This window comes from Thalassolituus sp. UBA675, from assembly GCF_002297765.1.
Taxonomy (GTDB): domain Bacteria; phylum Pseudomonadota; class Gammaproteobacteria; order Pseudomonadales; family Oceanobacteraceae; genus Thalassolituus.
The window spans coordinates 147,476-160,957 of the sequence record NZ_DBNJ01000009.1 but is presented as its reverse complement, the minus strand read 5'-3'; the positions used below and the strand labels follow the sequence as shown (position 1 = coordinate 160,957).

Annotated in this window: 10 protein-coding genes; 2 read left to right on the top strand and 8 right to left on the bottom strand. The window is 50.0% G+C overall.

Annotated features, from left to right (window positions below):
• Positions 1-13 precede the first annotated feature (13 nt).
• The 4 genes from B3007_RS04590 to nirB form a co-directional block, all read right to left on the bottom strand.
• Positions 14-1,774 carry a bifunctional protein-serine/threonine kinase/phosphatase gene (locus B3007_RS04590; protein ID WP_301378502.1) on the bottom strand — a complete coding sequence of 587 codons (1,761 nt, stop codon included), beginning with the start codon at positions 1,772-1,774 and terminating at the stop codon, positions 14-16.
• Between the two features lie 57 nt (positions 1,775-1,831).
• The gene (locus B3007_RS04585; RefSeq protein WP_301378500.1) at positions 1,832-3,298 is read right to left on the bottom strand and encodes a NarK family nitrate/nitrite MFS transporter; all 1,467 of its coding nucleotides are present in this window, start codon (positions 3,296-3,298) and stop codon (positions 1,832-1,834) included.
• 49 nt (positions 3,299-3,347) lie between these two features.
• Positions 3,348-3,680 carry a nitrite reductase small subunit NirD gene (gene nirD, locus B3007_RS04580; RefSeq protein WP_301378498.1) on the bottom strand — a complete coding sequence of 111 codons (333 nt, stop codon included), beginning with the start codon at positions 3,678-3,680 and terminating at the stop codon, positions 3,348-3,350.
• A 61-nt stretch (positions 3,681-3,741) separates the two neighbouring features.
• A complete protein-coding gene (gene nirB / locus B3007_RS04575) occupies positions 3,742-6,306 on the bottom strand; it encodes a nitrite reductase large subunit NirB (RefSeq protein WP_301378496.1) in 2,565 nt (854 codons plus the stop codon).
• A gap of 628 nt (positions 6,307-6,934) precedes the next feature.
• Here nirB and B3007_RS04570 point away from each other — a divergent pair.
• Both B3007_RS04570 and cobA read left to right on the top strand, forming a co-directional pair.
• On the top strand, positions 6,935-9,598 hold the full coding sequence (locus tag B3007_RS04570; RefSeq protein WP_301378494.1) for a nitrate reductase: 2,664 nt from the start codon (positions 6,935-6,937) through the stop codon (positions 9,596-9,598).
• 4 nt (positions 9,599-9,602) lie between these two features.
• The gene (cobA, locus tag B3007_RS04565; protein WP_068437682.1) at positions 9,603-10,358 is read left to right on the top strand and encodes a uroporphyrinogen-III C-methyltransferase; all 756 of its coding nucleotides are present in this window, start codon (positions 9,603-9,605) and stop codon (positions 10,356-10,358) included.
• A gap of 126 nt (positions 10,359-10,484) precedes the next feature.
• Here the strand turns inward: cobA and B3007_RS04560 are convergent, their stop codons facing one another.
• The 4 genes from B3007_RS04560 to B3007_RS04545 form a co-directional block, all read right to left on the bottom strand.
• Positions 10,485-10,835, bottom strand: a complete 351-nt coding sequence (locus B3007_RS04560; protein ID WP_414716213.1) for an MAPEG family protein — start codon at positions 10,833-10,835, stop codon at positions 10,485-10,487.
• A 44-nt stretch (positions 10,836-10,879) separates the two neighbouring features.
• The gene (locus B3007_RS04555) at positions 10,880-11,245 is read right to left on the bottom strand and encodes a DUF4870 domain-containing protein (RefSeq protein ID WP_301378490.1); all 366 of its coding nucleotides are present in this window, start codon (positions 11,243-11,245) and stop codon (positions 10,880-10,882) included.
• 117 nt (positions 11,246-11,362) lie between these two features.
• On the bottom strand, positions 11,363-12,415 hold the full coding sequence (locus B3007_RS04550; RefSeq protein WP_068437679.1) for an NAD(P)-dependent alcohol dehydrogenase: 1,053 nt from the start codon (positions 12,413-12,415) through the stop codon (positions 11,363-11,365).
• Positions 12,416-12,552: 137 nt separating this feature from the next.
• The gene (locus B3007_RS04545) at positions 12,553-13,251 is read right to left on the bottom strand and encodes a MipA/OmpV family protein (protein ID WP_301378487.1); all 699 of its coding nucleotides are present in this window, start codon (positions 13,249-13,251) and stop codon (positions 12,553-12,555) included.
• Positions 13,252-13,482: the final 231 nt, after the last annotated feature.

The following is a 13,482-nucleotide window of genomic DNA, read 5'->3' as shown; positions in this document are numbered from 1 at the left end:
CAAGACTGCCCGGTTACTCTGACAATAGCAACCAGGACTGAAGTATAACCACCAGCATAAGTATGGCCGATACTGCTGGCCATACTTTATCCGCGTGACGTTCGATCAGAGGCTTGCCAGAATACGTACTCACCAGAGCTTCATTCGGCTTTATCAGATCAGTCCAGAATTCGGACAGTGCGGAATGTCTGGCGCGAATATCAGGGTGGCAAGATTTTTCGATAGCCAGATCCAGCCATAAAGGAATATCAGAGCGTACTTCCCGCAGCGGTTGATACTTCCACTCGGAAACAGATCGTGCTCCCGTTCTGTGGATATGAGACATACGAAAAGGCTGTTCTCCACAAAGCATCTCATACACCATCACTCCTAGTGAGAACAGATCACTCTGAGTTGTCGCCGTACCGTACATAACGTACTCAGGAGCAATATAATTTACTGAGCCAACCGGGCAGTCTTCTTCCACAGGACTGGTAACTTCTGCCAGGCCCTTCACTTGCACCGTACCAAAATCAATCAGTTTCACCTGCCCCTGAGCGGTGATCATGACGTTCTCGGGTTTCAGATCGCGATGTACCATGCCCATGCGTTGAAACGCCCGCAGGGCCATCACTATCTGCTCAATAATGTTTCGTACACTGCTTAACTCCGGTTGTGGGTGATCGTTCATCCACTGACGCAGGGACTCTCCTTCAATCAGCTCACAGATATGATACATAAAACGAGCGTGTGGTTCGGGCGGTAGAATCTTCATAACATTCGCATGATCAACACGTGCCCCCACCCACTGTTCACGCACAAACCCCTCTAGATAGACCAGGTCTTCCTCAAAGTTCAGCGAGGGTGCCTTGAGCACATAACGTTTCTGATTACGTCTGTTCAGTACACGGTATAAATGACTGCGGGTTCCTGCATAGACAACCTGCTCAACCTCGTAATGATCAATACAATCTCCGGTATTCAACACGGGGGGAATAACGCGCTCAGTTAATACCCGATGAGTTTCCTCAATATTCTTTTCAGGCAGACTTTCGACCCGGATAATCATGGCGGTCAGGTTATCGTTACTGCCATTATTCAACGCCTGATCAACCAGAGATTGAGCACATTTCTCGAAATGAATTTGTGTGCTCTGCGATGTCAGTTCCTTGATCAGAGTGTCGCGCATCCGCTTATCTGTAAGAAAACCGTGAACTCCATCTGTCGTCATAAGGAGAACATCGTCGCTTTCCAGCGGCTGGTTCAGGTAGTCAACCTCGAGGTGAGTGTCCATGCCCATAGCGCGACTGAGGTAATCCTGACCATTCCCATGTTGATGAGTATGATCGCGGGTCAGGCATTCCAGAGAACCGTTTCTTAAGCGGTATACACGCGAGTCGCCCACATGAAAGACATGAAGAGTGCTCGATTTAAGCACGACCGAGCTAAGAGTTGTTACCAGAGAGTTATGCCGCGCACTCGCTTGCTGTCCATGATGATACAGCCAGGCATTGAGGGAGCTCAGCACTTTTCCGGCTGCCGTTTTTACATCCCAACTATCCGGCGTGCTGTAATAATCATTTAGAAAATGAGTAACACTGGTGGTGCTTGCCTGTTGGGCGTTATCGCTACAACTCACGCCGTCTGCAATACAACAGGCAATTCCTTTATAACGGGCACTGTTTGTCGACGGCTGCCAGGCTGCGAAAGCATCCTGATTTTCTGGTTTGTTCCCAGCAGAGCTAAAACCTCCAAATGTCACTTCGAGGTTACGTTCGTTGCCTGGCGGCGTCATTTTCTTTCTCCCATAAAAAAAGTGGCCGGAGCCACTTTTTTACCGAACCGAGACCCATCAGTTTACACTGATCATCTCAACCGATCCGTCTTCACGGACTTCAGCAATGTGACCTTTCGGTTCTTCCATGAACAGAAGAGTAATAAAGCCTACTACGGCGGTCGCCGCGATTACCATAAAGAAGACAGAATAATCGACGAACGACAGCACTGTCAGATAAGTAACAGCACCCACGTTGCCGTAGGCTCCAGTCATACCCGCAATCTGACCAGTCAGACGACGCTTGATCAGAGGCACTGCAGCGAATACTGCACCCTCACCTGACTGAACAAAGAACGAACACGCCATCGCAGCAACAACTGCGAGCCAGAGTGGCCAGCTGCTATCAACCAGAGACATTATAAAATAACCCACAGCCAGACCCGCTGTCAGAATCAACAAGGTCGACTTACGTCCGAACTTATCAGACAACCAGCCGCCGCCCGGACGGGACATAAGATTCATGAAGGCGTAAGCCGACGCAACCATACCGGCCATAACAGGGTCCAGGGTGAAAGTTTCAGCAAAGAAAAGTGGCAGCATAGAAACAACCGCCAGTTCAGAACCGAAGGTTGCGAAGTAGAGTACGTTCAGAACAGCTACCTGCTTAAACTTGTACTGGTGCATTTCCGGAACCGGCTTTTCAAAAATTTCTTTGTTCACCTTCCAAACCTGGCTTACCTCGTAGATGAACAGCAGAGCCAGACCGACATAACAGAAGACCGCCGTGGTTTCTGTCAGAAGACCAACACCGTTCGGAGACAGCTTCCACGTCAACAGCGCCAGCGCTGCGTACATAGGAATCTTCATGAACAGCAGGAAGAAGAAATCGCCTTTGCTGGTCACTTCCATCGCACCAATATTTTTCGGCTTAAAGTAAGTCGATCCTTTCGGCGTATCAGAGACATTCATGTAGTACACGACACTGAACAGCAGGCTCATCGCCCCCGTTACAGCGATGGCATAACGCCAGCCGTCTTCACCACCGAACCACAAAGCAACCGCAGGCAATGTGAAAGCTGCTGCTGCGGAACCGAAGTTCCCCCAACCGCCGTAAATGCCCTCGGCTGTGCCCAGTTCATTTGCAGGAAACCATTCGCTCACCATACGAATGCCGATCACAAAGCCAGCACCGATGAAGCCCAACATAAAACGGGCTACAGCGGCTTGCACAAAGCTATCGGCAAACGCGAACATAAAGCAGGGAATTGAACACACTGCCAGCAGAGATGAATATACAACCCGGGGCCCAAACCGGTCAGTAAGCATTCCTATGACGACACGGGCAGGAATCGTTAACGCAACATTGAGAATCAGCAGCGTCTTAATTTCTGACGGTGCCAGCCCCAGGCTATCTGCAATAGCCATTAACAATGGCGCGTGGTTAAACCAGACGACAAAGGTAATAAAAAATGCAATCCAGCTCAGGTGCAAGACTTTCATCTTCCCTGTGAACGAGAAGATATTAAATTTTTCAGAGGTCATAAATGGCCTTAGTAACGATATATAGCAATCCGATTAGCGAGAAAGCCGCTTACGCGGCTGAACTCACCTGTACAATCCCGTTCTCAATGCGCACTGGGAAGTGCTCCAGCTTCACAGCATCATCTTCCAGGCACTCGCCACTAGTAAGATCAAAGTGCTGCTTATAAAGCGGAGACGCTACCACAGGACGCTCACCTATCGAGCCCAGAATTCCGCGCGACAGTACGTTCGCCTTTCCGAACGGATCGTAGTTACTGATTGCGTATACCGTCTCGCCATCACCAAAGCGAAATATCGCTACTTGTTTTCCTTCTACCAGCGCACATACGCCAGTATCGGGAACCAGATCTTCAAGAGAACAAATATTTGTCCAGTCAGTCATCATTTTTCTCCTGCATGCAGCCGTTGCTGCATGCTTTAATTCTATTAAGGTCTGCCAGAGATCAGTGCTTCTCTGCCGTTAACTCAACCAGTTCGATACGCTCGTTATCAGTCGCCGGGCGCCGCTGTCCGCGTTCACGCACATAGAGAAGGTTGTTGTCTTCTTCAGCAGCATTAATAAAGTGACTGAAGCGCTTGAGCTTCTCTGGGGATTCAACCGTAGTTTTCCACTCACACTGGTAAGTACCCACAACACGAGTCATGTCATTTTCAAGCTCACCACAGATATCCAGCTTGTCATCGATAACGACTTCACGCAGATAGTCGAGACCACCTTCAAGGTTTTCCAGCCATACAGATGTACGCTGCAGGCGATCTGCTGTACGTACATAGAACATCAATACGCGGTCGATATATTTGATCAGGGTTTCATCGTCCAGATCTGTCGCAAACAGATCAGCATGACGAGGTCGCATACCACCATTACCGCAGACATACAGATTCCAACCGCTTTCAGTCGCAATGACACCAATGTCTTTTGATTGGGCTTCGGCACACTCGCGTGTACAACCAGAAACACCGAACTTAATTTTGTGTGGTGCGCGCAGTCCTTTGTAGCGATGCTCAAGAGCGACAGCCATGGAGACAGAATCGAGCACACCGTAACGGCACCAGGTGCTTCCTACACAGGATTTCACGGTACGAAGTGCTTTACCGTAGGCATGCCCGGTTTCAAGGCCAGCGGCAATCAGCTTCTCCCAGATTTTCGGCAACTCGTGGAGTTGTGCACCAAATAAATCGATACGCTGCCCACCAGTAATTTTGGTATAGAGATCAAACTCTTTAGCGATCTCACCAATGGCAATCAGTTTATCAGGGGTAATCTCACCCCCCGGTACGCGCGGTACGACAGAGTAAGTACCGTCTTTTTGCATATTGCCGAGGAAAATATCGTTGGTGTCCTGCAGCGGCATCAGATCATCTTTCAGAACATACTCGTTCTTGTACGAAGCCAGAATAGAACCAATGGTCGGCTTACAGATCTCACAACCGTGTCCTTTGCCGTGCCCCTGCAATACATCCTTAAAGCTGGCGTAGCCTTTCACTCGAATAATGTCTGCCAGCTCAGCACGGGTGTAGGCAAAGTGTTCGCACAGATCATTATTGACCTCTACACCCAGAGCTTCCAGCTCGGCATCCATTACCTGCTTGGTCAGGGCAGCACAACCACCGCAACCCGAGGTCGCTTTGGTCGCACCTTTAATGTCTCCCATGGTGCAGCAGCCACCTTGTACCGCAGCAGCAATGTCACCCTTTGATACGTCGTAGCATGAACAGATCTGAGCCGTGTCGGGTAATGCAGTTACCCCCAGGCCTGCAGGCGCTTCGTCACCCAGTGCTGGCAGAATAAGTGCAGCTGGATTACCCGGGATATCCATATCGTTAAGCATGAGTTGCAGCAAAGTACCGTAGGATTCAGTTTCACCCACCAGCACGGCGCCAAGCAGTTTTTTACCGTCGGCAGAAACAATAAGTCGCTTGTAGACTTCTTCGATGTCGTCACTGAATACAAACGACTGAGAACCCGCCGTATGGCCATGCGCATCACCTATCGATGCGACATCCACGCCCAGCAGCTTAAGCTTGGTGCTCATATCAGCACCCTTAAAAGCAAGTTCCGGGGTTTTCAGATTTACCAGGGTGTCTGTGATGTGAGCCGCTGTGACTTTTGCCATCTGGTAGCCCGGTGCGACCAGACCGAAAATTTTACTGTCCCAGAGCGCACATTCGCCAATTGCATAGATGTCTTCTTCTGAGGTCTGACAATAATCGTTAATGACAATACCGCCGCGTTCGCCGACGTCGATGCCGAACTGTCGCGCAAGTTCATCCTGAGGGCGAATACCTGCAGAGAACAGAATCATATCTGTTTCAAGGTGTGAGCCGTCGGCAAAGTTCATGCGATAGCGGCATTCTTCGCCGGCGACAATTTCTTTGGTGTTTTTTTCAGTGTGTACTGACACACCCAGAGATTCGATTTTATGTCGCAGCAGATTACCGCCGCCTTCATCGAGCTGCACGGCCATTAAGCGCGGAGCAAATTCAACAACGTGGGTATCAAGGCCGGCTTCTTTAAGTGCATTTGCTGCCTCAAGGCCAAGCAGACCGCCACCAACAACAACACCCGTTTTGGATACTTCAGCGGACGCAGAAATTGCTTCAAGATCTTCAATCGTACGATAAACAAGGCAGTGATCCTGATCCTTACCCGGAATCGGTGGAACAAATGGATAGGAACCCGTTGCCAGCACCAGTTTGTCGTATCCTTCTATACGCCCGGTTGAGGTCGTAATGGTTTTGTTGTCGGCGTCAATTTCGACAACTTTCTCATTCTTTAAATAGGTAATACCGGAATCGTCGTATTCAGATTCTGTGGTGAGTGCCAGGTCAGCGGCGGTCGCCCCTGAAAAGTATTTGCTCAGCTGTACGCGGTCGTACGCAAGGCGAGGTTCTTCGGAAAAGGTGATTAATTCGAATTCTGAGGCTTTCTCAGATTCGGCCATAGTGGCGAGGAAGTTGTGGCCAACCATACCGTTACCAACAACTATGATGCGCTTCTTACTCATGGCGATGACTCTCTCTTATTCAGACATTCTTCTTGTCTCCTTAAATAAGTGCATCGTTGCTCTACTTACCCGCTACGCCGTTGCAGCAAACAGTATCGAATAGGCTTTAGCAATATGAGTGCCAAAGCGGTATCCAGAACCGCCAGATGCAATGGCAGGCCGTCGCGTCTGGTTTTCAGCCTGCCTGTCGGTGGGCTGGGAGTATCAGAACCACAGAGAAAAAGTGATCAGACTCCACTTTTCGCACCAGAAGAGTGCTCATTACAGTTTTATTGCACCCCAAAAAGGCAAATAAGATACAAGGTCACCAGTGACTTACCGAATCAACTTCTGAAAACGGGCCGGCCGATTCTGCTCACATATCACCAGGCTCAGTTGCCACGGGCGTTGAGGCGGGTCTGAGTATGAATAAATGACTAGCATCTCAGAGTTGGCACTCTTTTTGTTTACTCATTACTAAGACCTTGTGCATTGGCAGGGAGCCAGATTCAGCGGTCCAGACACCAACGTTGGTGTCGTCGTTTTGTGTTGTGTTTATGAGCATTGGCGCTCGCGGGTAACTCCGCGGGCGTTTTTTTTTGCTCACGAAAAGGCTTGAGAGTAGCAAGCCAACTATGTGGATAGCCCTATGAGTCATAAAAAGCTACAGGTTCAGACAACATGTCCATACTGCGGAGTAGGATGTGGTGTGGATATTTCTGTCGACGAGAAGGATATTGCGCCTGTCGCTGGAATGAAGTCGCACCCAGCAAATTTCGGGCGTCTATGCGTTAAGGGATCTGCGCTGCACGATACTCTGGATCAAACCGACCGTTTGCTACACCCGACAATGAATGGCCAGGCAGCTGATTGGGATACCGCACTGAACCTGGTCGCCGATAAGATCCGCCAGGTAGTCTCTACCCATGGCCCGGAAGCGGTTGCGTTCTACGGGTCAGGCCAGCTTCTCACAGAAGATTATTACGTCGCCAACAAGTTGATGAAGGGCTTTATAGGCAGTGCGAATATGGATACCAATTCGCGTCTGTGTATGGCGTCGGCTGTTGCTTCTTACAAACGGTCTATTGGCAGTGATACCGTACCGGGCTGCTACGAAGACCTGGAACAGGCTGACCTTCTGGTGATCACCGGAAGCAATGCCGCCTGGGCCCACCCTATTCTGTTCCAACGTATGGCTGCGGCAAAGAAAGCTCGCCCGGATATGAAGGTTGTTGTGATCGACCCTCGTAAAACAGCAACCTGTGACATTGCAGACCTGCATCTGCCAATAAAGCCGGGTTCCGATACTTCGCTATTTAATGCGCTGCTGACCTACTTACACCAACAGAACGCACTGGACACACACTTTATTGAGCAGTGTTCTGAAAACATCAGCGCAGCACTTGATGCCGCATCACAAGCAGCCGCTGATTTTTCTTCACTCGCTGATATTACTGATGTCAGCCAGCAGGACCTGGAAACCTTCTTCGCCTGGTTTCGCGATACGCCGAAAACGGTGACCTTTTATTCTCAAGGGGTGAACCAGAGCGTCGATGGAACTGATAAAGCAAACAGCATTATCAACCTTCACCTCGCCACCGGTCGTATTGGTAAGCCGGGTGCCTGCCCGTTCTCAATTACAGGGCAGCCGAATGCAATGGGTGGGCGGGAAGTCGGAGGTCTGGCCAACCAGCTGGCTGCGCATATGGACTTCTCCCCCGCCGATAGAGACCGCGTACGTCGTTTCTGGCAGTCACCTCGTATTGCAGAAAAGCCGGGCTTAAAAGCGGTCGATCTGTTCAACGAAGTCAAAAGCGGCAAAATAAAGTTCCTGTGGATTATGTCCACCAACCCGCTGGTCAGTATGCCTGATGCTGATGATGTTAAAGAAGCCATGAAACACTGTGAGCTGGTTGTCGTCTCAGATTGCATGGCAAACACCGATACAACCGCGGCTGCTCATGTACTGCTGCCCGCTGCCAGCTGGGGTGAAAAGAACGGTACTGTCACAAACTCTGAGCGCCGTATATCGCGTCAGAGAGGCTTCCTCCCTGCTCCAGGCGAAGCACGCCCTGACTGGTGGATAATTACTCAGGTTGCGCGTCGACTGGGTTTCGAGAAAGAATTTCCGTACGAGCATCCGGCCGATATTTTTGACGAGCACGCGCGGCTTTCCATGTTTGAGAACAAAGGCACGCGGGACTTTGATCTCAGCGGCCTGACCAATTTAAGCCGCGAACAATACGATGCACTCGCTCCGATTCAATGGCCGGTTAATGATAACTACCCTTCTGGCCGTGCACGTTTTTACGACGATGGATATTTCTATACTGAATCAGGAAAAGCGAAATTCATTCCTGTCATTGCAGTGCCGCCCGCGGCATCAGAAACAGGTCTGAGCATGAATACGGGGCGAGTACGTGACCACTGGCATACCATGACCAGAACCGCGAAAGCGCCTGTTCTGGCCCGACACATTGCTGAACCTTATGCGGACTTTCACCCTGAAGATGCGATGCGTCTCGGCATCAGGGACAACAAGCTGGTCAGACTCTGGAGTAACCTCGGAGAGATTATCGTACGCGCTCATGTCCGCAGTGATATGGCGCAGCGTAAGGGCGAAGTTTTTGTTCCCATGCACTGGACCAGTCGCTACGCCAGCAAAGCCCGCATGGGTACTCTGATCAACAAAGATCATGATCCAATTTCTGGTCAGCCTGCCCTTAAGATCACTGATGTTGAAGCGACTATATTTCCAACCGAGTGGGAAGGCTTTCTACTGACGAATAAAGACCTGGGCAGCCTTGATACCGATTACTGGGTTTACAACGTTACAGATACTGGCCACATGTACGAAATTAGTGGGCAAAACGATCCGGTTGAATTCATCAGCTCAGTCAGAAACCAGTTTGAGTCCGATAACTGGGTGATGTTCAGTGACCCCGCGAACCTGCATTATCGCCTGTGCCTGGTTGAGGGTAACCAACTCAAAGCGGTTCTCTTTATACATCAGGATTATGACTTCAGCAGTCGACAGTGGTTGATCGACACGTTTGGTCAGAAAGAGCTGTCAATGCAAGACCGCCGAGCCATCCTTGCTGGCCGCCCTCTTGGCAAAGTGGAAGATAAAGGAGCCATTATCTGCTCCTGTTTTCAGGTCGGTGAAAATACGATCAACAAAGCGATTGCCGATGGCTGTACCAGTGCAGATGAACTGGGCGGTCAGCTCAAATGCGGCACGAACTGCGGCTCTTGTATACCAGAGCTGAAATCTCTTATTGCGAAATACCAGCCCGCAGAGGCTGTGGAGTAAGACAATGAAAAATACACAGAAGCAACCCGGTAAAGTCTGGCTCGTAGGCGGTGGTCCCGGTGATCCTGAGCTGCTGACGATAAAGGCAATGAGAGTGATCAGTCAGGCAGACATTGTGCTATATGACAGTCTGATTTCTGATGAAATTCTCGATATGCTGCCGAAGAAGTGCACACGGATTCATGTCGGAAAGCGCTGCGGTGCGCACAAGATGACTCAAGTCGACATTCAGAAACTTCTGCTCACCAGCGCTCGTAAATACGCCCGCGTAGTTCGCCTTAAAGGCGGTGATCCGTTTATTTTTGGTCGGGGAGGTGAAGAGCTGGAATATCTCCAGAAGCACGGTATCGAAGTTGATATTGTTCCCGGAATTACCGCCGCTGGCGGCTGCGCTGCCGCCGCCAAAATACCACTGACTCATCGCCAATACGGAAATGCTTTGATGCTGGATAGCGGTCACAGTCAATTCGGTGAGTATCAGAAAAGCCAAAGCCCTACCCGAGTATTTTATATGGGCGTTAAACAGGCAGGGATGATCACAGCGAGCCTGTTAAGTGAGGGGCTGTCAGATTCTACACCTGTCGCTCTGATTGCTAACGGGACATTACCAGATCAGGAAGTACATACGGGTGTACTGATGGATCTGCCTTTTTTAGCTGAGCGATATTCCGGTGCAGGCCCTGCGCTGATCATCGTTGGCGAAGTGGCGGCGTTCGCTGCCCGCAACCAGGTTCAGGCCCACGGCGAAGCCGTGGCGTGAGCATACCGGCGCAAGCCGGATTCCCAAGTAAGCTGTTGGTCCAATGCTGAAAAGCGAACTTTAGGACTCGCCCCACCCCGCAAGGCCTGGGGCTTTTTTTTGAGCTGAGATTCCGAAATTCTGAGATCAGAGAGCCAAAATAAGTAGGCACCGCATGGCCAGCACAGCCAGAAAATTGATGGTAAATACAAGGCCTCTAAGGCGAACATTGTTCGTCAGAATCTGAACGCCACGGTGAATCACGCGCCCGAGAATAAATACCCAGGCCAAAGCAATAGAAACGATATTGCTGTCCAGCGCCTTCATCATCAGGACCAGGCAGGCAATATAGAAAAATACCGGCCATTCAAACTGATTACTGAGATTGGCTGATATTCTGGGTTCCATACCCTTACAAAGGGAAGCTGCTTTTTCTGACCATTGAAGGCCCCAGACCTTTGGGGCTCTCGCTAGTGTGAGCAGAGAATACAAAAACACACACCAGCATATTCATCCGACGCCCATTTTATGCACCAACGTGTTCAGGGTTTGAAAAAGGTGATGCTCATTGGGTAAATCCAAAGCTCGCCGTTATTAGCTTTGACGGCAGCAATGATAGCGAATACCAGATTCATGATGCCCAGAACAAAAAAGGCCAATGCACCAATGACAAAGATCCATAGGATAAAACAGACGACAGAGTAGATTACCAGGCTCAGTAACCAATTAGCGGTCACCTTACCATGACGATCTATCTGCTCATTCTTATCTTTATTCATGAGCCACATAACGATGGGTAATATCAAACCCAGCCCAGGAACAAGAATACTGCTCAACTGACTGAGATGAATCATAGTGCAATAGGTATTGACCGGCATCCCCCAATACTCTTCATTCGGGTCAATCATTGTCATAGCTCCTGTGTTCTATGTTTTGTATCTCTGTTCTGTGTTTGTTCACATTATCACGACGCGAAAAAAAACACCCCGACAAGCGGGGTGTTTTTGATATCTCACTGCTGTAAATCAGCCTTCTACAGTAAGTGACGACATGTCCATCACATAACGATGAGAGATATCACCTTTAGCCATAACGTCAAAGGCGTCGTTCACTTCATCCGGGCGAATAATCTCACATTCGGGATGAATGTTATGTTTACCGCAGAAGTCGAGCACTTCCTGAGTTTCTTTAATACCGCCAATCAGGGAACCAGCCACACGACGACGTCCCATAATCATAGGTACTGACATGAACTCCTCCATAGGACCGACCTGACCAACAATAACCAGTGTGCCGTCAATGTCGAGCAGGGGCGCGTAAACAGTCACATCATGCTTTACAGGTACAGTGTCGATAATCAGATCAAAAGAGGCTGTCGCTTTTTTCATCGCGTCTTTGTCTGTGGATGCCAGTACACCGGTTGCACCCAGCTCTTTAGCGTCCGCTTCTTTCTTGTTGGAACGGCTGAGTACCGTGACTTCCGCACCCATGGCGACGGCGAGCTTCACTGCCATATGCCCAAGACCACCCAGGCCAATCACACCAACTCGGCTCCCTTCTTTTACACCCCAGGTGCGCAGCGGCGAGAAAGTCGTGATACCAGCACACAAAATTGGAGCGGCTTTAGACATATCCAGGGTATCCGGAATGCTCAGGACAAACTCTTCACGAACGACAATGTGCTTAGAGTAGCCCCCTTGGGTAATCGTGCCATCAATACGATCAGGAGCACCGTAAGTAGGAGTCATGCCAACACGGCAGTACTGTTCTTCGTGACCGTGGCACTGGTCGCACTCCTGGCAGCTGTCGACCATGCAGCCTACGCCAACGTTATCACCCACCTTGTAGTTTTTAACGTCTGAACCTACCTCAATGACACGCCCGACGATTTCGTGGCCAGGAACCAGAGGGTAAGGCTGAGGCCCCCAGTCGCCGTTCACTGTGTGCAGGTCGGAGTGACAGATACCGCTGAACAGAATTTCAATCGCAACATCGTTTGCGCGCAGTGCACGACGTTCAAAGTGATACGGAACCATTTCTGCATCTGAGTTGTGTGCTGCGTAACCAACAGTTTTCATGAGCGCTCCTTAGAGTCTGGGTTTCATCAGATTTCGATAGACAGTGTAAGGGTACAGCGAGTACGAGGACATGTCTGAAACAATCTGTTTCTTGCACAATCCTCCAGAAGTATCGCCTTTTGTTACTGTATAACCTCTCAGAACATTCGACCGAATGAGAGATTTACGCCAAGCGACTGCTCTGCATCGGTCAGTGGGCTGTTGGAAATTTCTTTGCCATACGTCGTATGAGTCAGCTGAAGTCGGGTCGTTCCGCCACCCAGGCTTCGAGTGAAAAAGGCAATACTGATTTCTGGGTTAGTGGACCCTGCGGGTGCATAGGCAGGACGCCAGGAACGAGCCTCTGCTTCTGTTACACCGTAGTAATAATCGACATAATCTCTGCTCTGATACTCAACACCGATACCGGGTTCTACAAATACCGAGCCGGCAGGTATTACGTATGATGCCCGGGCCGCAGTTTCATACCCAGAGTAAACGCCAAGCAGGTCGTGAATGGCATTGACGCTGAAATGCCATTGTCCGGGACGATAGGCAACGCCCACGCCTCCAGCCATAGAGTAACCTCGGTCATCCATTCCATCAAAGACAGGGCTATCGCCTTCGCTGTAGCCAGCAAACACCGGGCTTAATATCAGAGACGCAGTGACGTCCCCCGGGCGATACACATCATAAGTTGCGTACGGACCATAGAGGTTAAGTCGATCACCACGATAAATGATCAGAGGAACAGGTATGACCCGGCTATTAAAGTCGCGATAGACATCCTCGGAACCAACCACACCAACGCCCCAGGACCAGGGAGAACCTTCGGCAGCACTAAGTTGAGAAAACATTAGAACTGACGCCACAAAAGCAACACACAGACGCGACACAAATCTGAACACAGCATCTATCATTTTATTCTCTCTGTTCACCATTATTACCCTGTCGTAACCCATCGCACTGTCTGAGTCTTCATACACCAGTCAGTTCCTCTGCAATGGAAAAGAGACTCAAAACCCCGAGCCTGGTTGCTTCAGAAATTCCGTTTCTTCAACGGACGACGCCCGGCCAAGACATGGATA